Origin of the sequence: Pseudomonas sp. PLMAX, from assembly GCF_046042685.1 — a bacterium.
Taxonomy (GTDB): Bacteria; Pseudomonadota; Gammaproteobacteria; order Pseudomonadales; family Pseudomonadaceae; genus Aquipseudomonas; species Aquipseudomonas putida_AE.
Window position 1 is genome coordinate 3,182,442 of record NZ_CP064949.1, and the last position, 24,632, is coordinate 3,207,073.

22 protein-coding genes and 2 pseudogenes are annotated in these 24,632 nt (G+C 57.5%); 14 read left to right on the forward strand and 10 right to left on the reverse strand.

Annotated features, from left to right (window positions below; all coding sequences use genetic code 11):
• Window positions 1-121: 121 nt before the first annotated feature.
• From DKB71_RS14785 to DKB71_RS14810, 6 genes are all read left to right on the forward strand, one after another.
• Window positions 122-3,121, forward strand: a complete 3,000-nt coding sequence (locus tag DKB71_RS14785; protein ID WP_408600868.1) for a xanthine dehydrogenase family protein molybdopterin-binding subunit — start codon at window positions 122-124, stop codon at window positions 3,119-3,121.
• Window positions 3,118-3,924 (forward strand): FAD binding domain-containing protein, encoded by an 807-nt coding sequence (locus DKB71_RS14790; RefSeq protein ID WP_408600869.1) that lies wholly within the window; start codon window positions 3,118-3,120, stop codon window positions 3,922-3,924. The genes DKB71_RS14785 and DKB71_RS14790 overlap by 4 nt, the downstream gene beginning before the upstream one ends.
• A gap of 2 nt (window positions 3,925-3,926) precedes the next feature.
• Window positions 3,927-4,427 carry a (2Fe-2S)-binding protein gene (locus tag DKB71_RS14795; RefSeq protein WP_064596717.1) on the forward strand — a complete coding sequence of 167 codons (501 nt, stop codon included), beginning with the start codon at window positions 3,927-3,929 and terminating at the stop codon, window positions 4,425-4,427.
• Between the two features lie 5 nt (window positions 4,428-4,432).
• Window positions 4,433-5,971 (forward strand): AMP-binding protein, encoded by a 1,539-nt coding sequence (locus DKB71_RS14800; protein ID WP_253428018.1) that lies wholly within the window; start codon window positions 4,433-4,435, stop codon window positions 5,969-5,971.
• 19 nt (window positions 5,972-5,990) lie between these two features.
• Complete coding sequence (locus DKB71_RS14805; RefSeq protein WP_102615846.1) at window positions 5,991-6,794, forward strand: enoyl-CoA hydratase/isomerase family protein; 804 nt, start codon at window positions 5,991-5,993, stop codon at window positions 6,792-6,794.
• A 181-nt stretch (window positions 6,795-6,975) separates the two neighbouring features.
• Window positions 6,976-8,328 carry an MFS transporter gene (locus DKB71_RS14810; RefSeq protein WP_102615845.1) on the forward strand — a complete coding sequence of 451 codons (1,353 nt, stop codon included), beginning with the start codon at window positions 6,976-6,978 and terminating at the stop codon, window positions 8,326-8,328.
• Here DKB71_RS14810 and DKB71_RS14815 read toward each other — a convergent pair.
• On the reverse strand, window positions 8,321-9,106 hold the full coding sequence (locus tag DKB71_RS14815; RefSeq protein WP_116642249.1) for an alpha/beta fold hydrolase: 786 nt from the start codon (window positions 9,104-9,106) through the stop codon (window positions 8,321-8,323). The two genes, DKB71_RS14810 and DKB71_RS14815, sit on opposite strands and share 8 nt — an antisense overlap.
• A gap of 90 nt (window positions 9,107-9,196) precedes the next feature.
• On the opposite strand from DKB71_RS14815, the gene DKB71_RS14820 reads away from it, so the two are divergent.
• Window positions 9,197-10,168, forward strand: coding sequence for an XdhC family protein (locus DKB71_RS14820; protein WP_274075205.1), 972 nt, complete (start codon window positions 9,197-9,199; stop codon window positions 10,166-10,168).
• 188 nt (window positions 10,169-10,356) lie between these two features.
• Window positions 10,357-11,211 (forward strand): AraC family transcriptional regulator, encoded by an 855-nt coding sequence (locus DKB71_RS14825; protein WP_408600870.1) that lies wholly within the window; start codon window positions 10,357-10,359, stop codon window positions 11,209-11,211.
• A 105-nt stretch (window positions 11,212-11,316) separates the two neighbouring features.
• Here DKB71_RS14825 and DKB71_RS14830 read toward each other — a convergent pair whose 3' ends face one another.
• Entirely contained in the window at window positions 11,317-11,604 is a 288-nt protein-coding gene (locus tag DKB71_RS14830; RefSeq protein WP_408600871.1) for a DUF6388 family protein, read from the reverse strand.
• 69 nt (window positions 11,605-11,673) lie between these two features.
• Entirely contained in the window at window positions 11,674-12,417 is a 744-nt protein-coding gene (locus DKB71_RS14835) for an SPOR domain-containing protein (RefSeq protein ID WP_408600872.1), read from the reverse strand.
• 546 nt (window positions 12,418-12,963) lie between these two features.
• Here DKB71_RS14835 and DKB71_RS14840 point away from each other — a divergent pair.
• Window positions 12,964-14,754, forward strand: a complete 1,791-nt coding sequence (locus tag DKB71_RS14840; RefSeq protein ID WP_408600873.1) for a monovalent cation:proton antiporter-2 (CPA2) family protein — start codon at window positions 12,964-12,966, stop codon at window positions 14,752-14,754.
• A 20-nt stretch (window positions 14,755-14,774) separates the two neighbouring features.
• Here DKB71_RS14840 and DKB71_RS14845 read toward each other — a convergent pair whose 3' ends face one another.
• Window positions 14,775-15,665 carry a LysR family transcriptional regulator gene (locus DKB71_RS14845; RefSeq protein ID WP_408600874.1) on the reverse strand — a complete coding sequence of 297 codons (891 nt, stop codon included), beginning with the start codon at window positions 15,663-15,665 and terminating at the stop codon, window positions 14,775-14,777.
• 110 nt (window positions 15,666-15,775) lie between these two features.
• Here DKB71_RS14845 and DKB71_RS14850 point away from each other — a divergent pair, with 110 nt between their 5' ends.
• Both DKB71_RS14850 and DKB71_RS14855 read left to right on the forward strand, forming a co-directional pair.
• On the forward strand, window positions 15,776-16,783 hold the full coding sequence (locus DKB71_RS14850) for a zinc-binding alcohol dehydrogenase family protein (RefSeq protein WP_408600875.1): 1,008 nt from the start codon (window positions 15,776-15,778) through the stop codon (window positions 16,781-16,783).
• An 83-nt stretch (window positions 16,784-16,866) separates the two neighbouring features.
• Window positions 16,867-17,175, forward strand: a complete 309-nt coding sequence (locus DKB71_RS14855; protein ID WP_008155402.1) for a putative quinol monooxygenase — start codon at window positions 16,867-16,869, stop codon at window positions 17,173-17,175.
• Window positions 17,176-17,229: 54 nt separating this feature from the next.
• Here the strand turns inward: DKB71_RS14855 and DKB71_RS14860 are convergent, their stop codons facing one another.
• Window positions 17,230-18,213, reverse strand: coding sequence for an LLM class oxidoreductase (locus tag DKB71_RS14860; RefSeq protein WP_408600876.1), 984 nt, complete (start codon window positions 18,211-18,213; stop codon window positions 17,230-17,232).
• 400 nt (window positions 18,214-18,613) lie between these two features.
• Here DKB71_RS14860 and DKB71_RS14865 point away from each other — a divergent pair.
• From DKB71_RS14865 to DKB71_RS14875, 3 genes and pseudogenes are all read left to right on the forward strand, one after another.
• Window positions 18,614-18,809 (forward strand): annotated as a pseudogene (locus tag DKB71_RS14865) (hypothetical protein); the annotation flags it as partial.
• A gap of 346 nt (window positions 18,810-19,155) precedes the next feature.
• Window positions 19,156-20,463: an OprD family porin gene (locus tag DKB71_RS14870; protein WP_253428005.1), complete on the forward strand. Its 1,308-nt coding sequence runs from the start codon at window positions 19,156-19,158 to the stop codon at window positions 20,461-20,463.
• A gap of 264 nt (window positions 20,464-20,727) precedes the next feature.
• Window positions 20,728-21,543, forward strand: a complete 816-nt coding sequence (locus DKB71_RS14875) for a CmcJ/NvfI family oxidoreductase (RefSeq protein WP_408600877.1) — start codon at window positions 20,728-20,730, stop codon at window positions 21,541-21,543.
• Window positions 21,544-21,684: 141 nt separating this feature from the next.
• On the opposite strand, the gene DKB71_RS14880 is transcribed toward DKB71_RS14875, so the two are convergent.
• From DKB71_RS14880 to DKB71_RS14900, 5 genes and pseudogenes are all read right to left on the reverse strand, one after another.
• The gene (locus tag DKB71_RS14880) at window positions 21,685-22,785 is read right to left on the reverse strand and encodes a low temperature requirement protein A (protein WP_253428001.1); all 1,101 of its coding nucleotides are present in this window, start codon (window positions 22,783-22,785) and stop codon (window positions 21,685-21,687) included.
• A 26-nt stretch (window positions 22,786-22,811) separates the two neighbouring features.
• On the reverse strand, window positions 22,812-23,006 hold the full coding sequence (locus DKB71_RS14885; RefSeq protein ID WP_010459439.1) for a hypothetical protein: 195 nt from the start codon (window positions 23,004-23,006) through the stop codon (window positions 22,812-22,814).
• Window positions 23,007-23,209: 203 nt separating this feature from the next.
• Entirely contained in the window at window positions 23,210-23,737 is a 528-nt protein-coding gene (locus tag DKB71_RS14890) for a DsbA family protein (RefSeq protein WP_408600878.1), read from the reverse strand.
• A gap of 17 nt (window positions 23,738-23,754) precedes the next feature.
• Entirely contained in the window at window positions 23,755-24,291 is a 537-nt protein-coding gene (locus tag DKB71_RS14895) for a redoxin domain-containing protein (RefSeq protein ID WP_253427995.1), read from the reverse strand.
• A gap of 36 nt (window positions 24,292-24,327) precedes the next feature.
• Window positions 24,328-24,600, reverse strand: a pseudogene (locus tag DKB71_RS14900) (TolC family protein); the annotation flags it as partial.
• Window positions 24,601-24,632: the final 32 nt, after the last annotated feature.

The window sequence follows — 24,632 nt, forward strand, 5'->3', positions numbered from 1 at the left end:
AGGCAAATTTTCAGACCCCAGCGCAGAACTCCCTCTCCCCAGGCAAGGCGCTCCCTGCGCCTTTCTCACACACTCGGCTCTAACGCTATCGCGCTGCACAACAACAAGAGCCGCGAAAAAAATGACTAGTTTCCAGCCTGCTACCGAAAGCCAGACCGGCCACATCGGCGCCCGTCAGACCCGTGTCGAGGACGCCGCATTGTTGCGCGGCCTCGGCTGTTATGCCGATGACGCTGCGATCCCTCCGGGAACGCTACACGCGGCGATCATCCGTTCACCCCACGCTCATGCGCGGATCACCTCGGTGGACTTTTCCAGTGCGCTGCTGATGAAAGGCGTGCACGGCGTGCTGGTCGGCGAAGACGTCAAACGCTGGGCGCTGCCGTTCCCGGTGGGTGTGCGGCAGCCGATGGAGCACTGGTGCGTCGCCGTCGACAAGGTACGTTACGTCGGAGAGCCGGTGGCCGTAGTGATCGCTGAGAGCCGCTATCTGGCCGAGGACGCCATCGAAGGTGTGCGCGTTGAATACGAGCCGCTGCCACCGATCATCGATCCCGAACGGGCCACCGCCGAACAGGCGCCGATCCTGCACGAAGCGGTCGGCAGCAACGTGGTCAACGAACGGCGCTTTCGTTATGGCGAGCCGGAGCAGGCCTTCGAGCAGGCGCCGCACAAGGTCTCGCTCAAAGTGAAGTTTCCGCGCAGTTCCTGCACGCCCATCGAATGCTATGTGGTGCTGGCTCAGTACGAGCGCGCCACCGGCATTTATGACGTGCTGGCCAATTTTCAGGGTCCCTATGCGTTGCACACGGTCATGGCCCGGGCACTGAATGTACCCGGCAACCGCCTCCGTTTGCGTACACCGAAAGATTCCGGCGGCAGCTTTGGCATCAAGCAAGGGGTTTTCCCTTACGTGGTGATGATGGGGCTGGCGTCACGCAAGGTCGGTGCACCGGTGAAGTGGGTCGAGGACCGTCTGGAACATCTTCAGGGCGCTTCTTCGGCGACCAACCGGGTGACCGATATTGAAGCGGCGGTAGAAGCAGACGGGCGTATCACCGCTTTGCGTTATGACCAGATCGACGATTGTGGTGCCTACCTTAGAGCGCCTGAACCGGCGACTTTCTACCGCATGCACGGCAACCTGACGGGTGCCTACGCGATCCGCAATTTGCAAGTGCGCAATCGAGTGGTGCTGACCAACAAAACTCCTTCCGGCCTGAACCGTGGTTTCGGTGGCCCGCAGGTGTATTTCGCCCTTGAACGGCTGCTGCAACACATCGCCGTGCAGTTGAAGCTTGATCCGTTGGACGTGATCCGCCGCAACCTGGTGCCGGCCGATGCCTTCCCTTATCGCGCGGCCGCCGGTGCGTTGCTCGATTCCGGCAATTACCAGGCAGGCATTGCCTTGGCGGCGGCTGACGGTGGACTCGACGAGTTGCTCGAACGTCGTGATCAGGCGCGTGCCGAAGGCCGGATCTACGGCATCGGTTATGCCGCCGTCATCGAGCCTTCGATTTCCAACATGGGATACATCACCACCGCGATGACACCCGAAGAGCGGCGCAAGGCCGGTCCGAAAAACGGCGCTGTCGCCACCGCCACCATCAACGTCGGCCCATTGGGTGACGTCAGTGTGCACGTGTCCTCGGCACCCCAAGGGCAGGGCCATCAAACCACCGTCGCTCAGGTCGTCGCCGAAGTGCTTGGGGTTGCGCTGGAATCCATCGTGGTCAACGTCGAGCTGGATACCCAGAAGGACGCTTGGTCGATTGCCTCGGGCAACTATTCCAGCCGCTTCGCCGGCGCTGTGGCCGGTGCCGTCTACAAGGCGGCGCTGAAGATCCGCGATCGCCTCGCCGCGATTGCCGCCGAGCAATTGCAGGCCAGTCCCGAAGATATTCGTTTCGCCGGCGGCAAGATTTTTGTCGTCAATGGCGGGGCGGTGGCGCCATTCCATCGGATAGCCGGTGCGACCCACTGGTCGCCGGGCCTGCTGCCGGAAGGTGAAAGTGGCGGTCTGCGCGAAACCGCGTTCTGGAGCCCGCCGCAATTGGTGGCCCCGGACGACCAGGATCAGGTCAACAGCTCGCTGTGCTACGGCTTTGTCTTCGACATCTGTGGTCTGGAAATCGACCGCATGACCGGCGAGATCCACATCGATCGCTACGTCACCTGCCATGACGCCGGCCGCCTGCTCAATCCGGCGCTGGTCGATGGCCAGATTCGTGGTGGCTTCACCCAAGGACTCGGCGCGGCGCTGATGGAAGAGTTTGCCTATGGCGAGGACGGCAGCTTTCTTTCCGGGACCTTCGCCGATTATCTGGTGCCCACCGCACCGGAAGCGATCGAACCGGTGATCCTGCACATGGAAACGCCATCGCCATTCACCCCGCTGGGCGCCAAGGGTGTGGGCGAGGGCAACAATATGAGCACGCCGGTGTGCATCGCCAACGCGGTGGCCGACGCCCTCGGTCGCTCGGACATCCGTCTGCCGCTGACACCATCGAAAGTACGCACGCTAATCGGGATTGACGAGCCGCCACGGCCCGCCGGTATGGAGCCCGATGAAAACCTGGACGCAGCACCTGCCGGTGGACCGGCACTGCGGGCCAACGACTCGGTGGTGATTCCTGCTTCGCCACAACAGGTCTTCGATACCTTGCTCGACCCGCAGACGCTGGCGGCGATCATTCCCGGTTGTCACGACCTCGTGCTTGAAGGCGAAAACCGTTACCGCGCAGACGTCACCGTCGGCGTCGGCATGATCCGTGCGCGCTTCGAGGCCAAGGTTGCCCTGAGTGATCTGGACCCGCCGCATTCATTGCGTCTGTCCGGTTCCGGCAGCAGCTCGATGGGTTCGGCCCAGGGCCAGGCCAAGGTGCGTTTCGTCGAACTGGAAAATGGCCACACACGCCTGGAATACCAATACCAGGTGGCGGTCAGCGGCAAAGTCGCCGCGGTCGGCGGCCGTATGTTGCAAGGGGCCTCGAAAGTGATCATCGGACAAATCTTTACTCGCCTGTCGCAACGGGTCAGTGGCCAGGCCATCTCCACCGGCTGGTGGGCGCGACTGCGTGCCTCGCTCGGCGCGCTGTTTGGCAAAGGAGGTGCGCAATGAAACCGGCTGCTTTCGATTACGTTCGGGCTGACACCCGTCGTCAGGTGGTTGAGTTGCTCGCCGAGTTCGGCCAGGAAGCTCGCATCATCGCCGGTGGCCAATCGCTGATGGCGGTGCTGAACATGCGCCTGGCTCAACCCAAGTTACTGATCGATATCAATCATGTGGCTGAACTGGCCTATATCGAACTGCGCAAGGATTGCCTGGCGGTAGGTGCCGGGGTACGACAGGCGCAGTTACTGGCGCGTTCGACCCTGATGGACGAGGTGCCTTTATTGGCACTGGCGATGCCCTGGATCGGTCACTTCCAGACGCGTAATCGCGGCACAGTCTGCGGTTCGGTGGCTCATGCCGACCCGAGCGCCGAGTTGCCGCTGTGCCTGGTGACGCTGGGCGGCGAGATCGTTCTGGAGTCGAAAAAGGGCAAGCGCATCGTCAAGGCTGTCGACTTCTTCCAGGGCATTCTCACCACCGACAAGCGTGCGGATGAACTGGTCGTCGAGGTGCGTTTTCCGCTTAAGCGCGAAGGCATCACCTATCGCTTCCGCGAAATCGCCATGCGCCACGGCGACTTTGCGATTGTCTCCCTGGCCGCAGCCATCGGCGCGGATCAGGTCGAGCTTGGCATCGGCGGGGTCGCTGACCGTCCGCAACGTCGCAGTCTGCCTCGTGGTGCGGGGCTGCCGGACGCGCTCAATCAAACTGCCTGGTCGCTCGACGCACAAGACGATGTGCAGGCCAGCGCTGCCTATCGCCGCCAACTGATTCGCGAGCTGGGTCATCAGCTGATCGAAGGAGTCTGAACATGCGTGTAACTGCCGACCAAACCTTTCCGATTCGCCTGGAACTCAATGGCCGCTCCCGCGAAGCCCTGGCTGAACCGCGAACCCAACTCTGCGACTTCCTTCGCCACGACCTCGGTGCCACCGGTGTCCATGTCGGATGCGAACACGGTGTCTGCGGTGCCTGCACGGTGCTGGTGGACGGAGTCGCCATGCGCTCCTGCCTGATGCTCGCGGTACAGGGGCACGAGCGGCGTATCGAGACCGTCGAGTCCTTGGCCGACGACGACACACTGAGCGACCTGCAACAAGCCTTTCGCCGTCATCACGCCTTGCAGTGCGGCTTTTGCACTGCGGGCATTCTCATGTCCTGCGTGGATTTCCTGGAACGGGTACCCAACCCGGACGAGACCCAGGTACGCGACATGCTTTCGGGGCATCTATGTCGCTGCACGGGCTACACCGGCATCGTCCAGGCCGTGCTCGAAGTCGCTGCCCAGCGCCAAACGAACGAAGGGGTATAACAACAATGTTCGATCTCGGACGCAGTTTCCTCGCTGCCGTTGAACGCCGGCCGCACGCCGTGGCGGTCAGTGACGGTGCGTTGAAGAAAACCTATGAAGACTGGTTCGTCGATATCCAGAGTGCCGCTTGGGGCTTGCAATGCCTTGGGCTGCAACGCGGTGATCGACTGCTGGTAGTGATGCAGAACCGCTGGCAGATGGCGACCCTGCATTGGGCCTGTCAGTTTGCGGGCATCGTCATGACCCCGTTGAACTGGCGTTCGACCGCCGATGAACTGGGCTACTGCATCGAAGATGCGCAAATCCGTGCAGTGGCTTACGACGATGCTACCGTGACCGCCGTGGCCGGTTGCAGTGCCGCCACAAGGCTGCCACGGATCGCCACAGGTCTGCGTGCTGCCAACACCGACCTGAGTTTCCAGGAACTGTGTTCGCAGACCCCCTCCGGCATCATTTTGCAGGCCGACGCCGAAGACTTTTCACTGCTGCTGTACACCTCCGGAACCACCAGCAAGCCCAAGGGCGTGCCCCGTCGGCACCGTTGCGAACGTGCCGCGGCGGTGGCCCACGTCGCGCAAAACCTTTACCGCCAGGGCGAGTGCACGCTGGGTGTCATGCCGCTTTACCACACCATGGGCGTGCGTTCGTTGCTGTCCATGGCGCTGATCGACGGACATTTCGTCTGTGTGCCGAAGTTCGACGTGGAAGCGACGTTGCAGGCCATCGAGCGGGAAAAGGTCAGCAACCTGTACCTGGTGCCGACGCTCTACCACATGCTCATCGAACACCCGGCCTTTACCCGCGAGCGAGTCGCCAGTGTCGAAAAAATCGGCTTTGCCGGTGCGCCGATGAGCGACGGTTTGATGCGTCGCGTCGAGCAGGCGTTCCAGCCGCAATTGTTCGTCAATCATTACGGCAGCTCGGAGATCTACACCTTCACCATCGACCAGCAAGCCAGCCGCAAACCCGGTTCGTCAGGGCGCAGTGCAATGAACCAGCGCGTGCGCGTGGTGCCGATCGATGCTGAAACGGCAGACGTGCAGGTCAACCCATTGGAGGAGGGCCAGATCATCGCCGACCTGGCGAGTGACGAGGCGTTCGAAGGCTACCTGAACCGCCCCGAAGCGACCGCCAAGGCATTACGTGACGGATGGTATTTCACCGGTGACATCGGCTACTTCGATCGGGAGGGCGATCTGTTCGTCACGGGGCGTGTCGATGACTTGATCATCACCGGCGGCGAAAACGTCAGCCCGGCAGAAATCGAAAACATGCTTTCTCTGCACCCGGCAGTGGAAGAAGTGGTGGTGGTCGGTCTGCCCGACGAGCAGTGGGGCAAAATCATTGCAGCTTTTATCAAGCTGCGCGCCGAGGTCTCGGAAAGCGAGCTCGATGCCCATTGCATCGCTTCGGGCCTGGCCAAATTCAAGCGGCCACGGCGTTACCAGTTCATCGATCAGATTCCCAAATCTCCAGTGGGCAAGGTGCTGCGGCGCGTGCTGCTGGCCGAATTTCAGGAACAGGCCTTGAAGGCCATCAGCTAATCATCCAGAGGACACTCTCATGCAACAACAAGCGATCCAGCAATTTCTCGACACTCAGTTCGATGGCTTCCAGGTTGAAGTCGATGTGTCCCGCGAGCGCGCTGATATCATCCTCAACCGGGCACCGTTGAATGTCATTTCCATGGGGCAGCGCGATCAACTGCGCCTGGTCTTCGAAGCCCTCGATGCACACAAAGATGTGCGTGTCATCGTGCTGCGTTCGGTGGGTGAACATTTCTCCAGCGGCGGCGACATCAAGGGTTTCCTCGAAGCATCGCCAGAGCACGTTTCGAAGCTGGCCTGGAATGTCGCGGCACCGGCACGTTGCGAAAAACCGGTGATCGTTGCCAACCGTGGCTACACCTTCGGCGTCGGTTTCGAACTGTCCCTGGCCTGCGATTTCCGCATTGCTTCGCAAACCACTCGCTACGCCTTGCCTGAGCAGAACCTCGGTCAGATCCCGGGCTCGGGTGGCTCCGCGCGTCTGCAGAAAATCATCGGCATCACCCGCACCAAGCACATGGTGATGCGCGCCAAACGCATCACCGGCGACCAGGCCTACGCCTGGGGTATCGCGACCGAGGTCGTGCCGGATACCGAACTGGAAAGCACCGTCGACGCGTTGGTCGATGAACTGCGGCGCTTCTCGCCGTTGGCTCAGCGCACGGCGAAAAAACTGATCAACGACAACGAAGATGCGCCGCTGACCGTCGCGATCGAAATGGAAGGTCACTGCTATAGCCGTCTGCGTAGCTCCAAGGACTTCAAGGAAGGCGTTGAAGCGTTTCACAGCAAGCGTACGGCCGTGTTTATCGGCGAGTAAATCGTACTGGCGAGCGGGCCCGGGAGTATGTTGGTAACAGCGTACGCCTTACGGAGCAGGGCCTGCCGCCCCTTCAATGCAACTGAAAGGGCACATCAAGGTTTCACCGCTGACCTGCTGATTACTCGCAACCCGTGCACCGGGATGCAGAACGTTCGATCACCGTTTGTGTGAGGCAACCATGACTACGACAACAACAATAACTGCATCACCCTCCAGCGCCGCTTGCGATACACCACAGATTCCACCGGGCAAGGCCTTGCTCGCGGCATTTGCCTCGACATTCGGCTGGGCGCTGGATTTGTTCGACCTGTTCATTCTGCTCTACGTGGCGCCCATCATCGGCCGCCTGTTCTTCCCCTCGGACACCCCGACCCTGTCGCTGGCCGCGGTATATGCCTCGTTCGCCGTGGCCTTGCTGGTGCGTCCGCTGGGCTCGGCGATCTTCGGCGCGTATGCCGATAAACACGGCCGCAAGCGTGCGTTGATGGTGTCGATGGTCGGCGTCGGTATTTCCACGGCACTGTTTGGCGCGTTGCCGACCATTCATCAGGTCGGCATATTGGCCCCGATACTGTTTTTGGTCTTGCGGGTGATACAGGGCATTTTCGTGGGTGGCATCGTTGCCTCCACTCACACCATCGGCACCGAATCCATCTCGCCGCGCTATCGCGGCTTGATGTCCGGGTTGATCGGTGGTGCCGGCGCCGGTATGGGCGCGCTGTTGGCGTCATTCACTTATCTGGTGTTGTCGGAGATCTTTCCCGGGGAAGAATTTGACGTCTGGGGCTGGCGCTTCATGTTCTTCTGCGGCCTGCTAAGCACGTTTTTCGGTCTGGTGATGTTCCGTTACCTGGAAGAGACCCCGGTCTGGCAGCAACTGCAACAAGCGCGCAAAACCAAGGGGCCGGCGGTAGTTGTCGTGTCGCCGCTCAAGCGTCTGTTCGGTCGCGAGTACCGCGGCGTGATGCTGGTCAACCTGCTGATTACGTTCGGAGGCGGTGCCACGTATTACCTGGCCTGCGGTTATCTGCCGACGTTGCTCAACGTGGTCGCCAAAGTGCCTCATGCGCAGACTTCGCAGATGCTCATGTACGGGTCGGTGGCAACCATTGTCGGAGCACTGGCCTTCGGTTACCTGAGCGACCTGATCGGTCGCAAGAAGACCTTCATGCTGCTGGGTGTGATCAACCTGGTGAGCCTGCCGATGATGTTTCTGGGTGTCGCCGAATCGGGTTCGCTGACCCGTACTGCGCTGTATTGCGTGGGTATAGGCTTCATAGGTGGGGCGATCATCGCGCCGATTCTGATCTTCCTCAACGAACGCTTTGCCACCGAGCTGCGAGCCAGCGGCACCGGATTGTCCTGGAACATCGGTTTCGCCCTCGGCGGAACCATGCCGACCTTTGTGTCCCTGGTCAGCGGCAGCCCGGCGCAGATCCCCATGGTGTTGGCGATGTTCGCCGTCGGTCTGTCGGTGATCTACCTGATCGGCAGCGTGGTGATTCCAGAAACCCAAGGCAATTTCAAGTAAAGGCGGGGAGGCGCTTCAGGAATTCGCAGATCAGCTGCAAGGTCTGCTCGGTCGCTTCAGTCTGGGGAAAGTGCCGACAGTTATCCAGCAACACACAGCGGCACGGTCCAGCGACCTGTCGCTGGATGACCACCAGTTGCTCGGGCGTGGCGTAGTGGTCTTCGCGACCCTGAATGACCAGCAACGGCTTTTCGATATAAGCCAACTGCGCTTCGAGATCATCCAAGGAAAAGTCCGGGTGCAACCAACTGTCGCTCCAACCGTGAAAAGCGCCATCGACATTTGTCCCATGGTGGCGTGCCAGGCGCTCGCGCAGTTCGCCCAGATGCCAAGCCTCGGTGGTGTGGCGAATGCCATCGAGGCTCTCGGCCTCGACAATCACGTGAGGGGCCAGTGCGATGCTGCCCAACACGCGTGGATCGTTGGTGGCGGCATAGGCAAGGACGATGGATGCGCCGTCACTGTGACCGAGCAAGACCACTTGCGGCAGTTGCAAGGCATCGAGCAATTGCCGCAGTTCCCGAGGGCCGTCGCTGCTCAGGTAGTTCAGCGGACGCGGCAGGGTTACCGGGCTCGATTGCCCATAACCCTGACGGCTGTAAGTGACCACACCGTAACCGCTGGCCTGGGCCAGGCGCAGGGGGAAGTCTTTCCATTGGTCGGCGCTGCCGAGGCCTTCGTGCAACAGCACCAGTGTCGGTCGCGATGGGTCAGCCGGAGGCAGTTGGCGATGTTCCAGGCGCAGCGCCCCGAGTTGCAAAAACTGTTGTGGCGACATGTTGAATCAACGATTGAACAGGATTGCTCGCAGGTTACCGTAAACGTAACCCTGCATGCAGCACCACGCTTTGCTTGAGGTACAGAAAATATGCGTCATCTCGATGTTCAGGTGATCGACCAGGCACTGCAATGGGCTCGCGCCGGGCAGGCCCAGTGGCTATGTACGGTGCTCTCCACCTATGGCTCGGCACCGCGTGCGCCGGGTGCGATGCTGGTGACCAATGGCACAGGCGAACACGTCGGCTCGCTGTCGGGTGGCTGCGTCGAAGAGGAGTTTCTCGAAAGCCTGACGCGCGGTGAGTTACGCGAACCGGCGCAGATCGTCAGTTATGGCGACAGCGTCGAGCAACGCCACCGCCTGCGATTGCCCTGTGGCGGCGTGCTGATCGTGCTGGTCGAGCACCGCGCTGCCAGTCTCGAATGGATCGCCCACCTGGAGAGTCTGCAAGCAGCGTTGCTGGGTCAGCGTCGTCTGCTGCGTCACGTCGAACTGAGCAGTGGTGCCTTGCGCCTGGACCCGGACACCGGACACGGCAGCGAGCGGGTGCAAGTCGTCGACGAAAGCGTGCGCATCAGCGTCGGCCCGGCGTTACGACTGATTCTGGCGGGGCTCTCGCCGGTCGCCGAATTCTGCGCCAGTTTTGCCCGCGCCATCGGCTGCGAAGTCATCGCCTGCGATCCCCGGGAAGAGATGCTGCAAGTACAACTCGAAGGTGTGGAGATGCAACGCGTGCTGCCCTCGATGTTCATTGCCGCCGGAGGTTGCCACGCGGCGACCGCGGTGGTGGCGCTGACTCACGATCCGCGAATCGATGACCTGGCGCTGATGGAAGCGGTGCACACTCCGGCGTTTTACATCGGCGCCATGGGATCTCAGGCAACGTCGGCCAAGCGCGCCGAGCGGCTGAAACGCATCGGTGGTCTGACGGATGAACAGATCGCCCGTTTACACATGCCCATCGGCCTCGATCTGGGCAGCAAGGCCCCGGCGGAAATCGCTCTGGCGGTGGTGGCCGATATCCTGCGCGTTTATCACGGCAAAGAACGCCATGCCTTGTAAGGCGGTTTTTCCGACGAACGTGGGGGCTGCGAAAGTCGAGGTAGACGCTCGGTCATTCGCGCGCGATAGTGGCCAGCCAAGTGTTGCTGAACCATGGACCGATCGACGGGCTTGTGAAATAGATAAGCGCCCCGATGATATGCATTGAGGCCGATAACGATATCGCTTCAAGCGAGCGGAGGAATCTGATGTCGATTGCCCAACGGGTTTTCCACGGCAGGTTTGGCCGGGTCGCCTTGCTGAATATGGATCATTCGCTGGTCACCCATACCCATTCCGAATGCCATGTGCTGGTCAAAGTGTCCGGCGAGGACACTTACTTCAACGTTAACGGTCGGCGGGTTCCGCTCAGTGATCGCACGGCGGTGCTGGTCAACGCCTGGGAGCCGCATTTCTATGATCCGCAGCCGGGTGCCGGTGCCACCCTTATCCTGGCGCTTTACATCGAGCCCGCCTGGCTGGCCACTGCCCAGCAGTCGCTGGCGCTCAGCGGTCGGCCGGACTTTTTCGCCCAGTCATGCATCGAGCTGTCGAGTCGAAATCGCACCCTGGCCGACATCCTGGTCGCCGAAGCGCATGGTTGTGGGATCGTGCCGAAAGAGCGCTTGGAGTTCATGCTGTTCGACTTCCTGATCGAACTGATCGAGGCCTTTTCCAGCTGGCGGCATTTGTCTCTACTGGGTGCGCCCAACACAGGTGAGTTCCGGGATGCGCGCGTGCGCCGTGGCACGGCCTGGTTGCTTGAACACCTCGATGATCCGAACCCGATCGACAACGCCGCGCGGGCCTGTGGTCTGTCTCGGGCACACTTCTTTGCGCTGTTCAAGAAAGACACCGGCATGACGCCGACCCTGTTGCTTAACGACGCGCGCATGCGCCGCGCTTTTGCCTGGCTTGAGCGTGAGCGCAGTGGAACGCTGGGTCTTTTGTCGGAGAACCTCGGGTTCTCCGAGCAAGGTCATTTCACACGGTTTTTCCGTCAGCACATCGGAGCTTCACCCAGCCAGTATCGGCGTGTAGTGGATAGTTACGCGGCGGTTTGAACCGAGAGGAGGGCGGGAGGTGTTTGGGCAGCCTTCCCGCCGATGAAGTTAGTCTTTCATCTTGAAACTGGTGGCTAGTAAAGGCTGCGGAAATTGTAGGGGGTGTTAATCACCCAGAAAGTCATAAATCTCTTTCATGCGTTCTTCACGCAGCTCAAGTTCTTCCTTAGTGCCGGCTACCCACTGCAGAACAAAGTCCCAGCAATCGCAGTCGTGAGCGTCTGCTTCTGCTTCAAACGCTTCTTGAATAAATTTCAGGCGATAATCTTGCGGCGACAGCCCACAGTTTTCAGCGAGGCTGTAGTTCAGTTGGCTAAGTTCAAGTTGGATCCATAAGTTGGCGTCGAGAAATTTCTTCAGGGCGAGTTGGGCTCTGAGTTCTTTTGCGATCATGAACACTCTCTTGTGGATGCGATAAGTTGCGGGTTGTTCGAGGTCAGCCCGGCGCTAAACCGGACGATGTCAATTCCCTGCCATCATCCATCCTCGAACGCCATGGCTTTCATTCAACTCTTTCACGATTCGAGCCGCGTCTTGTTTTTGTTTATACGGGCCGATGACGACAAAGTTGTTTTCTTTACGCGCTACCGGCAACTTCAGTTGCTGAATGGCTTTGAGTGCGCGATGGCGGCTGGGTGTGTTCAATGCAATTTCGACCACCCATTTGCCGGATGAAGGCGTGGTGGAAGCTTCTTTTTTTGCGTGAAAAATGTAGCCGCCACGCGTCAAACACGGACGTTTCAGCTTGACTAGCGTGCCTGGGAAGGTGTGAAAGGCATGCCATTTTAGATCAATGGTTTTTTTGCGGGCGAAGAATGCCAGGAGCAGGCCGGTAAAAGTAATCAGAGCGCTGAGAGTAATCGTCAATTTGTGTGAATGCGTGGGCAATGAAGGCAGCTTAAGTACAGATGTTTCGTCTGGCTTTTCAATCAAAGACTGTACGGTGTCAGCGTCCGTTGAGTCGGGTTTGCGCGATTCATTTTTCGCAAGGTCGGCGAGCCCGTAGGAATATTTTGTACTGAGCGCTGTCGCAACGTTATTAGCGGTGTCATCAAGTAGTTGTTCGAATTTTGTCACTCTTTGGTGGGGGTATGAGTCGTCGACGTTATTTTGACAAATAGCGTCTGTGGACGTGTAGGTCCATAGCAGTGCTGATAGTTGCCCCAAAACGCCAGTCACCAGAAAGCCCAAGCCAATCTTTCGCACTGCACCATCTCCAAATCAGGTGAATAGTTATTTGTCCCAATTCTTTCTGATAAAACAGGGTCTATTGTTGATTCTGGGGTGGTCTGAATTCTTGAGCGCGCCAGTGTGCCCAAGAGCCAAAACCAGTTGGCTACTTTATTGTTGTTTGAAAGTGCATCGGGCTTGCACTTTATAGAGTGTGGGTTGACGAAAAAGGCTCAGGTGGTCGAAAACAAACCGTATCAGATGAATTGCAGCGTGATCCATTAATACGCTTGTATTCAATGTGGATATCGTGGCCAAAGTGCCTTATCGAAGGATTGTTGGCCGTTCCACGGCGCGGACAGGAGAAGCTACTGAGTTTTTTGTCATCCCTTCAAACGATTCAGGTCTCCTGCACTACACTTCAGATGGCATTCCTACCCTGGAGAGTTCCTGGTGAACGCTCCAGACGTCGTGCTTGGTCCTGAAGAATTTGCAGAACTGAGCGCTCAGCTTGAAAGCTCTGCTCAACACGCCTGGCCGTGGAAGCATTACCGGTCCTGATGTGGGATGAGGGTCAATGCTATGGCCGTTGAAGGCAATGCAGGACAATTATTGGGCGTCGTCATTTTGCTTGCCACCGCCGTGCTGGTAGTGCCGCTGTTCAAACGCATCGGGCTCGGCTCAGTGGTCGGTTACCTGGCGGCGGGCCTGATCATTGGCCCCTTCGGACTGCAACTTTTCAATGACCCCCACACCATCCTTGAGGTGGCCGAGTTGGGCGTGGTCATGTTTCTTTTTGTGATTGGCCTGGAGATGAAACCCTCTCACCTATGGGACCTGCGTAGGCAGATCTTTGGGTTGGGCAGCCTGCAGGTGGTGGTCAGTGCATGTCTGCTCACTTTTGTCGGCATGGCTTTCGGATTCTCTTGGCAGGTGTCATTTGTCTGCGCAGCGGGTTTTGTACTCACCTCCACGGCTCTGGTTATGCAAGTTCTCTCGGAACGCGGTGACATTACCGAGCCAAGAGGGCAGCACGTCGTGTCCATTTTGCTGTTTGAAGACCTGTTGATAGCCCCTTTGCTGGCGGTGGTGGCATTTCTGGCGCCCACGGAGTTGGCGAATGGACCCACGTCTCCACTTTGGCAACGCATAGGTATCGCAGCGCTGTCCTTGGGTTCATTGGTGGCCATCGGATTGTGGCTGCTCAATCCCCTGTTTCGGGTCTTGGCCCAAGTCAAGGCGCGCGAGGTAATGACTGCCGCTGCGCTGCTGGTTGTGTTGGGCGCAGCGTTGCTGATGGAACTCGGCGGTCTTTCAATGGCGATGGGGGCTTTCGCGGCCGGTGTGCTGCTGTCCGAATCCACTTTCCGCCACCAGTTGGAGGCCGACATCGAGCCGTTTCGCGGCCTGCTGCTGGGGCTGTTTTTCCTCGGCGTCGGCATGTCGCTGGATCTGCAATTGGTGGCCGAGGCCTGGAAGCTCATCATCTCCGGCGTGCTGGCGCTGATGGTGGTCAAGGCGCTGTGTATTTATGCGGTCGCGCGCCTCGCGAAAAGCGGTCATGACGACGCGCTGGATCGCGCCTTGCTGATGGCGCAGGGTGGCGAATTTGCTTTTGTGCTATTTGCCGAAGCGCTCAAACTCAGGGCCATCAGTCCTGAAGTCAACGCCAATATGACGGCTATTGTGGTGCTCTCCATGGTCATAACGCCGGTGACTTTATTGCTGTACAAACGGTTTGCTCGCGCGCGGACCGTTTCCCTGGACGGTGTGGAAGCCGCACAGAATCTGCGCTGCAATGTACTCATCATCGGTTTTGGCCGTGTGGGGCAGATTGCCTGCCAGGCGCCGCTCGCTCAGGGAGCGAAAATTTCCATCATCGATATAAATCCAGAGGTCATCCGCGCCGTGACACCCTATGGTTTCAAGGTCTATTACGGCGATGGCGCCCGCCATGAAATATTGCACGCCGCTGGCGCCCATCACGCTCGCGCCATCATTGTTTGTGTGGACGATAAAAAAGCCGCGACTCGCATTGTCGAAAGTACGCGGCACTTCTGCCCGCAGGTGAAATTGGTGGTACGCGCTTTTGACCGCGAACATGCGCTGGAATTGGTCAAACACGACGCCGACTACATAGTGCGGGAAACCTTTGAGGCCGCCCTGCTGCTCGGCCGTCAGGCCGTGGTGACTCTGGGGGCGTCGGAGCACGAAGCCGACGCGGTGATCGACGAAGTGCGCAAACGCGATGCCGAACGTTTTGCCTTGGAAACATCGGGCGGGCTGTTTGCCGGGCGAGCGTTGGTGCTGGGAAATATTGAGCGCATCGAGCCGCCGAACCCTGAGGCGCGGGAGGCGCGGGAGGCTCGGTGAGCATCAGTCACAGTGTCGGCTCAACTGCGCTCCAGAGCAGAAAACTGGCCCCTCAACCACGTATAAAGCTGCGAAACCGCAGGGCTGATCTGCTTGCGATGCGGGCACACCAGGCTCAACGGCGACGCTTCGCCAGGGTAATCCGGCAGCAGCACAAGCAGACGCTCTGCGGCGATATCTGCACTGACATCCAGCCAGGATTTGTAGGCGATACCTTCACCCTCCAATGACCAGCGTCGCACGACATCGGCGTCATCGCTGAACAACGGCCCCGAAACCTGCACGGTTTGCCCGCCCACGGTCCACTTGTCGTAGACCCGGCCATTTTGCAGATAGAGCAGGCACGGATGCTTGCTCAAGTCATCCGGCGTTTGGGGAGCACCGCAGCGCTGCACATATTCGGGCGAGGCAACCAACACCCGCTGGTTCCACGGTGCAAGCGGCAGTGCCACGTAATTGGCGTCTTCATTCGGGCCGTAACGAATCGCCACGTCCACCGGGTCGCGAAACAGATTGGCCATCTGGTCCGACAGGAAAAAACGCAACGTCAATTCCGGATGCTGACGGCGAAACAGCGTCAACCACGGCAGCAGTATGTTGCGCCCCAGATCGGACGGCGCTGTCACTTGCAAGACGCCCCGCAGCGTGGCGTTCTCACCCCGCAGGTTTTCCTTGCCTTGCTTCAGGGTCTCGATCACTGAATGCGCGGTGGGCAGATATTGCTCGCCCTCGGCCGTCAATCGCAGGCTGCGAGTGGTACGGGCGAACAAGCGCACATCCAGTTCGCGTTCCAGACGTTTGATGGCGGCCGCGACCTGACCAGGCAGCAGGTCAGCCTCCAGCGCCGCGGCGGTGAAACTGCCCAGCGCGGCGCTGCGGATGAATAAACCTAGATCATCGATGCGGATCATTTTCACTCCTGCAGTGAAAGTGTTGGCGCATTCTGCTTGTTTTTCTTTGTACATGGGAAGTCGAAGATGGCTGCAAGTGAATGCACCAACCCTTCAGACAGCGAGTGTCCATGAAAGCAATCACCTTTACCGAACACGCTTTGCCCATCGACAATCCAGACGCATTGATCGACATCAGCCTCCCGGTGCCCACGCCTGGTCCACGGGATCTGCTGGTCGAAGTTCGCGCGGTGTCAGTGAATCCCGTCGATACCAAGGTGCGCGCCGGAACTTTCACCAAAGAACCGAAAATCCTCGGCTGGGATGCCACAGGCGTTGTCCGCGAGATCGGCTCTGAAGTGACGCTGTTTCAGCCGGGCGATGAAGTGTTCTATGCCGGCTCGATTGCCCGCACCGGCAGCTACAGCGAATTCCATCTGGTCGATGAGCGGATCGTCGGGCACAAGCCTCGGTCATTGAGTGCCGCCGATTCGGCAGCGTTGCCGTTGACCTCGATCACTGCCTGGGAATTGTTGTTTGACCGGCTCGGGGTCGCAGAGGGTTCGGGGGAGGGCAAGTACCTGTTGATCACCGGAGCGGCTGGGGGTGTCGGTTCGATGCTGGTGCAACTGGCCCGACAGTTGACCCGCCTTACCGTCATCGGAACTGCCTCACGCCAGGAAACCGCTGATTGGGTGCGGCAGTTGGGCGCGCATCACGTGATCGATCATAGCCAGCCACTGCTCGCACAGTTGCAAGCCCTCGGCGTGCCGGAGATCGACTATGTCGCCAGCCTGACTCACACCGAACAGCACTTTGCACAACTGATCGATGTACTCAAGCCGCAAGGGCGTCTGGCTGTGATTGACGATCCCGAAACCCTCGACGTGATGCCGCTCAAGCGCAAGTCGCTGTCGTTGCATTGGGAGCTGATGTTCACCCGCTCGCTGTATCAAACCCCGGACATGATCAACCAGCATCACCTGCTCAATCGGGTCAGCGCCCTGATTGACCAAGGCGTTCTGAAAACCACCGTGGGCGAGCACTTCGGCGCGATCAATGCGGCAAACATGCGTCGTGCCCATGCGCTGGTCGAGAGCGGCAAGGCCCGGGGCAAGATCGTTCTCGAAGGTTTCTGATTTCACTTCAGGCGGGTCGCTTGCGGGCCCGCTGAACCGCCTGCGGCATCACTTGCCATTTTTTTAATGTTGGAGCGTTGACGATGAATTCGTCCAGTAACGTGTTGGTATCGATTGCCGTGCTCAAGGCCAAGGCAGGCAAAGAACTGGCATTGAAACAAGAACTGCTGGCGCTGGTAGAGCCGACCCGAGCAGAGCCGGGCAATCTCGATTATGTGTTGTTCAAGCTGCGCGACGAGCAGGACACGTTCTACATGCGCGAGGCTTTCAGGGATCAGACGGCGCTGGATGCGCATTTTTCGATGCCTTACTTTCAGCGCTTTGCCGCCACGGCAGATGACCTGCTCGAAGAGCCGTTGCAACTGATATTCCTTGAGCAGGTATCGGCCTGATGATTCAACCAGTTGAACCGCACCACCTCGGCCGGCGTGGAGGCGGCCGGCGGATCAATTCGCTTCAGGACGCGGCTGTACTCCGAATTGCGGAACGATGTGAGTCCCCAGCTCCTCAATGACTTGCGCAGCAGGGCGCTTTCCGTATTTGAGATTCAGGATAACGTGGTCCACTCCGATTTCCTCAAGCGACTCCAGCAAAAAACGGAGATGGTAGTGTCCAAGTTTGAACCCCAAATGAATGCGAGTGGGCGGCGTGGACGGGTTCTCATCGAGGTCGATGTAAAGCGACTGAGTGAAGGGCTTATAGACGGAACCACATTGCTTCATGACCTCCAGCCGCCAATCTTCCACGATCAGTCGCTGCATGTTCGGTGGGCGTGGATAGTTGATCCATCCGACGCTTTCGCGCGCGATCCAATCCAGTGACTGGCGGCTATTGCCGGTCACGAACATTGGAATGACTTGGGTTGTGGGTTTCGGAATGAGGTCTGCACCCTGCATCTCACCACCGCTCCAGCGAATGGGCTCAAAGCTGGTGCTGTGGGCTTGGCGAATCACCTCGTAGTGCTCTCGAAAGATGTCTCCGCGCCTTTCGGGATCGACGCCAAAAGCCGAAAACTCCACTGGGCGATCGCCGGAAGCTACACCCAGAATCAAGCGACCTGCGCTCAACTGATCGACGCTGGCTGATGCCTTGGCCGTGTGCAGAGGATGGTGTAACGGGATGGCAATGGATGCGGTACCAAGCGCTATCTCCGACGTATGAGCGGCCATATAGCCCAGGTAAACCCAGGGGTCGAAGACTTGGCCGACATCACCGAAATTAGGGTCCCGAAGAGGCACATCGCGAAACCAGAGCGCGCAGAAGCCCAGCGCCTCTGCTCGTTTGGCCAATGCGACCTGGTTGAGCATGTTCGGCGTGTCCCCATCGAAGGCCTCCAAAGGAAAGAACAATCCCAGGCTCAAATGACCCGGAGTGAAGGTTCGGCTGAACCCTCGATGCTCCTGATAAGGAATCGTGCTCGGCCGATACATACTCATCTTCCTCAATGGGAGAACGTGAACAGCGCCCCTGTTTCCAGAGGCGCTGCGGCATCGGTCGCTTGGGAACGACAGGTGGGGTAGTGGGTGCAATCTTTGCCCGTAGCGCCGTACATGCTGGTCGGGTCGACCGGAGTGAGGGGCCAGTTGCAGGCAGTACTCGCGGGCAGTTCCGGATTGGCGATGAGCGGACGGTCAAAATAAATCAGGTCTCTTCAGCCCGATACATCGCCTGAGCAAAAGCAGGGGATCATCCAACAAGCGTAGGCGGCTTTGCGCGGAACCGCCATGTCCGTCGTCCGTCTCGGTACCAGTCGCAGATGGTTACACCGCAGTTTGGGCCTTGGGCGTCGTGATCGGCGCGCCTCGGGTTGCTATTTTTGCTGCATGCTGGAGCGATGGTCACATCGAGCAGCCGTTGCAACTGATCCAGCAGGCTGAGTGGCTATGTACAAAGCCAAGCAGCAAGGGCGCAACATCTTTTCAGTGTGCGCTGGGAGCATCCGGATAAAGGATTATCTCACCCGGTATTTGTACCCGCGGCAGAGGACAGTCGTCAGGTCAGCCCGCTGAGCCTTTGGGTACTCGACCGGCAATTGTGTCCGGCCCCAGTCCTGAAATTCAGACGATAAGATAAATTTTCAGACCCCAACGCAGAACTCCATCTCCCCAGGCAAGGCACTCTCTGCGCCTTTCTCACACACTCGGCACTAATGCTATCGCGCTGCATAACAACAAGAGCCGCGAAAAAATGAGTAGCGCTGAGACTCCGCTTCGAGGCATGACTTCAATGCAATAACTAACCGCTCAGGCCGCTAGCTTATTTATCTAAATATACCTGAACACTATCTACCGTTCCTTCGTGTGCATTGCGTTGGCCTGGAAGATTTTGCGTTGCTTCTATTACTTCAAAATAACAAATGGAGCGCCATATAAATGAGTGGAAAAACAATAACTGCAAGTTCGGTGTTTCTTAGTATCACCCTGAGTGTCCAGGCGCATGCTGACTTCCTGAGTGATAGCAAAGCCACCTTGGGAATGAGAAACTTCTACTTCAATAACGACAACCGCGATGGCGTTGCCGCCCCTACCAAAACCGAAGAATGGGCGCAGGGTTTCATGCTGGACTTCAAATCGGGCTATACCGACGGCATGGTTGGCTTTGGTGTCGATGGCCTGGGGTTGCTGGGGGTTAACCTGGACAGCGGCAAAGGACGGCATGTCGGCAGCAGCATGATGCCTTCTGACAGTGACAACCGTGCGGTCGACGAGTGGAGCAGGCTGGGGCTGACCGGAAAAGTCAAAATGTCGAAAACTGAACTTCGCTACGGCACCTTGATTCCGAAACTCCCAATTCTGGTCGCCAACGATGGGCGCGTGCTTCCGCAAACCTTCGAGGGCGTTCAAATCACCTCAAGCGAGCTCAATCGCCTGACCTTGACTGGAGGTCGGATTGAACATGCAACAGGACGTGGTTCGAGCGATCAGACGGGGCTGGCCGTTACTGGTGGTACGCGTGAAAGCAATCAGTTTGACTTCGCCGGGGGCGATTGGAAAGTCACCAAGGATCTGACAGCTCAGTACTACTACGCCGGCCTCGATAACTACTATACGCAGCATTTTTTGGGATTGATTCACACCCTTGCCATCTCGGACAATCAGTCCCTCAAAACCGACCTGCGCTACTTCAAAACTGACTCGTCAGGTGCAAATAGCTCCGGTACGTCAGGCTACAGAATGAGTGGCTACACCAAAAACGGTGATGGAGAAATCGATAACCGTACCTGGAGTGCCGCGTTGATTTACACACTGGGTGGCCACGCGATTACTGCGGGGTACCAAAGTGTGTCGGATGGCAGCAACTTCACTCAACTCAGTCAGGGTAGCCTGCCAGACAAGGGCGCCGGTGGAGCAAGCCTGTATCTGTATACAGACCGCTTTATCCAAACTTTCACCCGCGCAGGCGAGCGAACAGCTTTCGGCCAGTATGCTTACGACTTCGCCGCTCTGGGCGTCCCTGGCCTAAAAGGCTCGGTCATGTACCTCTCTGGCGATAACATTAAAACGACGTCAGGCGCCAACCAAAAGGAATGGGAAAGAGACATTAGCCTGGACTACGTCCTTCAGTCGGGAGCGCTAAAAGGCGTCGGGTTCGGCTGGCGTAACGGCAAGTCCAACAGCGAAGCATCTCGTAACGTCGATCAGAATCGTATTTTTGTCACCTATAGCATTCCGCTTCTCTAGATAGCGGTGCGGGAAGTTTAGGGATATCGGATGCTCATGATCGGCGCAGACCCGCAGTGCGACACGCCAGTCATGGTCAAGCTGGTCGTCGATGCCGAGGTTAGAGAGGTCCTTTTCTATCGGTCGTGTGCCGTGCACCTCGGGCTGCATTTGATAGTGTCCGTTCGAAGGCATACGATCGAGATTGAAGGTGTCTACATGCAAGTTACAGCGCCGCCACGGTGACACTACGCCGGATGCGCTCAGCAGACCGGGAGGTGTTACTTGAAGTGCACAACTGATATGCCCGCTAGCGTCATCACAAAACTCACCTACCTGGTCAAGCACGATGCGAAGCCCTATGTGCATACCGAGGCTCTGACCGGTAACAGTGAACCACACTACTTTGCTGAGCAGGAGGAGCGCGAGGTCACAATACACAACGGTCGTCCGTTGGCAGACAGCCTTTCTCTGGACAAGCAGGGGTTTGAACTCCATCGGCGGGATACGGTGGTCGACGATCTCTACGACGATACCTCAGTGGAAAGCGTCTACTATGACGAGGTCAAGGCCTTGATCAAGGAGTTGACGGGCGCGAGCCGGGTCGTCATCTTCGACCACACCAGGCGCAGCGACGCCGAGCGGCGGGATATTCGCGGGCCAGCCAGCCGTGTGCATAATGACTACACCGACCGCTCGGGGCCTGAACGTATTCGCGACGTGCTGGGCCAGGATCAGGCCGCCGCACGGGTCTCGGTGGCCCAGATTAACCTCTGGCGCCCGATGAGCGGCCCCGTCAAGCGCTCACCGCTGGCGGTGCTGGACGCCTCGACGCTCGACCCCAATGACCTGCTGGCCACCGATTTGGTCTATCCGGATCGTATCGGTGAGATCTACCACCTGGCCTACAATCCGCAACAGCGCTGGTACTATTTTCCGGACATGCGCCGTGACGAAGTCTTGCTGATCAAGGGGTATGACTCACGTCACGACGGCCGTGCCCGCTTCACGCCCCATACCGCCTTCAAGGACCCCAATACGCCGCCGGGAGCCCCGCCGCGCGAGAGTATCGAAGTTCGCACCCTGGCCTTCTTTGATTAGGTTTTTGCCGCTTGGCGCGGGCCTCCCGCAGCGCTGTGTTTGCCCCCGTGCTTTCCAGGCGAACACCCGCTTTGGTTGGTAGGGATGTATGGATGTGCGCGGATAGCTGATCCACCCGTGATATGGCCCAACTTTAAAGATTCAACGATACCTGAAGTTTAGTAAAACATAACAGATCATGGTTGCTGTCAGGCCGACCAATATGTACTCGACGCGGGGTAGGAATATAACCAAACCACCTAGAGAAAACACGATCAAGGTGTTTTGTAGTATGTATTTCCTTATTTTAGGTACCGCTATGAAGTAGCCATATTGCTTGCCTAAGAAAAATAAGGCCATGCCGATGATTGACGTAATCTGGAAATCGCGCATCGCAATGTCATTCAGGATCGCATGCCTGATCAAATTTGCGAGAAGTGCTAGCCCCATAAATAGAAAAAGGTGCGAGTAGATTAAGGAGTGTCCACTCATACTACTTTCATTTTTGCTCAACAAGTAAAAGCTATCAAAATATATCCACCAGATACTGCAAATCATGATAAATCCGGTGATTGCCGCCATCACATTATAACGATCCCATTGAATGTCAGATAACCCTCCAGAAAGGCTAATTACCGACTCGCCCAATAAGATGAGGGTGAGTAAACCTAGTCGTTCAACCAAGTGTTCTGTATGCGCGGGCAATGGCTTTAGCTTACCCCAAGAAAATAAAGGGAGCAGAATATCAAGAAAAATCCCAATGTAAGCGACAAGGTAACGCATAGGTGGGTCAAAAAGAATGGATGAAAGACTAACAGCTGCGCTAACTAACAGGGCGAAGCCAAGCCTGGAGGAGAATTCACTACGATGATCGAATTTATTTATGGACGAAATGTACATAATACTGATGATGGCACGTATACCAAAATAGCAGGTAATAACAAGCGCATAGTTTACTTCCAATTCTTCCCCAATCCGTGCAGACAGCACAATGAGCAGCAACATTAAAAATAAAGTTGCCAAGCGGTGAAGGTTACTGTCTGTATCAAACCTATTTGAGTAAATCGTGTGGCTGGACCAGATCCACCATAATGGAACAAAAAGCAGTAAAAATGTCCATAATTGCTCCTGTTCAAAATGGCCGTGATGAAGATGTCCGAGAGTATGCGTAACCTTGCCAATTGCAACAACAAAAATCAGGTCAAAAAACAACTCTAACCATGTGGCGTGTCGATTCTTTTCATAATACTTCAAAGATTTCATTCGCTGCTGGCTCCGTGTGCACCTCTTTAATCCACCACCACGTCTGTTAGTACGGTCAATACAGAATCCAGCGTGCCATCGGGCCGATAGCAACATTGCGCACGGGCGGACCTTAGCGGGCAACTGGGCTGCTGTTCCGCCAACCATTCATTCAGCGCCTCGACCAGGACACGGGCCTCGACTATGGAATCTTCCGAACTGTCAAAAATTAACATCGCCATTTTTTATGTCCTCGGTTCGCTGGGCTGATATTTTCGTGCCGCTGCTTTATGAGCGATGCTTGTCGCTGGCAGCACCGTGGATTCTTCAATCTCCCGTATTGAAATATCATCGAATGCAAACCTGGTGCGCTGCGCAATGGGGCACGTTCGCCCTCGGCTACGGTGTGGGTGATGCCAAGCGATTTCACTATCTAGCGATTTCGTCAACTCATTAACGAAAGCTCAATCATCTGACTCATCTCGGTGAACTCTGGAGCCCCGTCATAGCGAATCCCGTCAATGTAAAACGCTGGGGTGCCATTCACGCCGCTCCGTACGCCGCCATTAAAATCGGATTTTATTTTGGGTACGTAGGTACCGTCTTGCATGGCAAGATAGAGTTCTTCGTCGGAGAGGCCATGTTTTAGAGCGATGGCCCGAAACAGCGGCAGGCCCAATCGATCCTGATTTTCATACAATTCGTCGTGAGCCTCCCAGAAGAATCCTCGACTCCCGGCAAACTCAGCGGTGACAGCTGCAGCCATCGCATGCGGGTGAGCAGTGGTCAGTGGAAAATTACGGAACACGAACAGCAAATCATCGCGAAAATGCTGTTGCAGATTCTTGACTATCCAATACGCTTCAGCGCAATAGGGACATTGATAGTCGCCAAATTCCACCAGTGTGACCTTGGCATGCGCACTTCCCTGGCGATGGTCGCTGGCACTTACCGGGACTTTGAGAGTGGCCATGGGATCACCTGTTAATTTTAGGTTGGCGTGCTTTGTGATGAATTCGCCAGAGCATCCAGCGCATCCAGAATGCCGTCCGCCCCCGGATTGATTGCCATCGGGGAGACGTAGCTCCAGGCGACCACCCCCTCCTTGTCAATCACGAACAGCGCCCGCTTACAAACCCCCAGGTGGGACTCGTAGGCTCCATACTGCCGCGCCACAGCCCCTTTGGGCTCGAAATCGGCCAGCAGGCTGAAGTGAAAATTTCGATCTTTGGCAAAGGCCTGATGACACCAGGCGCTGTCAACTGAGATACCCAGTAGCGTCGCACCGTATTCTCTGAATGTGGGTAGCAACTGGTTGTACAAAGTCAGTTGGTCGCCACAAACCGAAGTCCAGTCTGCGGGATAAAACGCCAGTATCACGGGATTTCCCTTTAGCTCGCGTAGCGACAACTGCTGATCAGGGGTTGCGTACAGAGTGAAGTCGGGCGCAACAGTGCCGGCCGGCAGCGGCCCCTGAACCAGGTCGCCATTCGTTTCTTTCGCATCATCCAATTCTGAAGTGTGCATGGCTTGAGCCCTTATAGATGGGCGGTTGGGGTCTGCTCAGCGGGATACGACTTGCCCGGGGGGATAACTCCATCCACCGCCAAGTGATTTACAAATGGCGACGATGCCTCGATACACCTCGTTTGAGGCCTGAGCCTGAGTGTCTTCGGTTGCGAGACGTTCACTATCCGCATCAAGAAGCACGAGGAGATCCGCCGTGCCTTCGCGGTATTGGATTGAGGCCAGGTTGGCAGCGGAAAGGCTGGATTCGCTCTGACGCACCATTGACTATAGTCGTTGTTGGCGCTTGCCGTAATCGCTGAACGCGTTCTACGTTTCCTCCAATGTTGGCAAGACCTCGC

Excerpts from the sequence above, each read along its gene's own strand:
- DKB71_RS14850 (WP_408600875.1), top strand. The coding sequence starts at position 15,776 with ATGAAAGCAATCACCTTTACCGAACACGCTTTGCCCATCGACAATCCA.
- DKB71_RS14825 (WP_408600870.1), top strand. The coding sequence starts at position 10,357 with ATGTCGATTGCCCAACGGGTTTTCCACGGCAGGTTTGGCCGGGTCGCC.
- DKB71_RS14815 (WP_116642249.1), bottom strand. The coding sequence starts at position 9,106 with ATGTCGCCACAACAGTTTTTGCAACTCGGGGCGCTGCGCCTGGAACAT.
- DKB71_RS14880 (WP_253428001.1), bottom strand. The coding sequence starts at position 22,785 with ATGAAATCTTTGAAGTATTATGAAAAGAATCGACACGCCACATGGTTA.
- DKB71_RS14820 (WP_274075205.1), top strand. The coding sequence starts at position 9,197 with ATGCGTCATCTCGATGTTCAGGTGATCGACCAGGCACTGCAATGGGCT.
- DKB71_RS14845 (WP_408600874.1), bottom strand. The coding sequence starts at position 15,665 with ATGATCCGCATCGATGATCTAGGTTTATTCATCCGCAGCGCCGCGCTG.
- DKB71_RS14790 (WP_408600869.1), top strand. The coding sequence starts at position 3,118 with ATGAAACCGGCTGCTTTCGATTACGTTCGGGCTGACACCCGTCGTCAG.
- DKB71_RS14805 (WP_102615846.1), top strand. The coding sequence starts at position 5,991 with ATGCAACAACAAGCGATCCAGCAATTTCTCGACACTCAGTTCGATGGC.
- DKB71_RS14860 (WP_408600876.1), bottom strand. The coding sequence starts at position 18,213 with ATGTATCGGCCGAGCACGATTCCTTATCAGGAGCATCGAGGGTTCAGC.
- DKB71_RS14785 (WP_408600868.1), top strand. The coding sequence starts at position 122 with ATGACTAGTTTCCAGCCTGCTACCGAAAGCCAGACCGGCCACATCGGC.
- DKB71_RS14855 (WP_008155402.1), top strand. The coding sequence starts at position 16,867 with ATGAATTCGTCCAGTAACGTGTTGGTATCGATTGCCGTGCTCAAGGCC.
- DKB71_RS14830 (WP_408600871.1), bottom strand. The coding sequence starts at position 11,604 with ATGATCGCAAAAGAACTCAGAGCCCAACTCGCCCTGAAGAAATTTCTC.
- DKB71_RS14895 (WP_253427995.1), bottom strand. The coding sequence starts at position 24,291 with ATGCACACTTCAGAATTGGATGATGCGAAAGAAACGAATGGCGACCTG.
- DKB71_RS14810 (WP_102615845.1), top strand. The coding sequence starts at position 6,976 with ATGACTACGACAACAACAATAACTGCATCACCCTCCAGCGCCGCTTGC.
- DKB71_RS14795 (WP_064596717.1), top strand. The coding sequence starts at position 3,927 with ATGCGTGTAACTGCCGACCAAACCTTTCCGATTCGCCTGGAACTCAAT.
- DKB71_RS14870 (WP_253428005.1), top strand. The coding sequence starts at position 19,156 with ATGAGTGGAAAAACAATAACTGCAAGTTCGGTGTTTCTTAGTATCACC.
- DKB71_RS14885 (WP_010459439.1), bottom strand. The coding sequence starts at position 23,006 with ATGGCGATGTTAATTTTTGACAGTTCGGAAGATTCCATAGTCGAGGCC.
- DKB71_RS14840 (WP_408600873.1), top strand. The coding sequence starts at position 12,964 with ATGGCCGTTGAAGGCAATGCAGGACAATTATTGGGCGTCGTCATTTTG.
- DKB71_RS14800 (WP_253428018.1), top strand. The coding sequence starts at position 4,433 with ATGTTCGATCTCGGACGCAGTTTCCTCGCTGCCGTTGAACGCCGGCCG.
- DKB71_RS14890 (WP_408600878.1), bottom strand. The coding sequence starts at position 23,737 with ATGGCCACTCTCAAAGTCCCGGTAAGTGCCAGCGACCATCGCCAGGGA.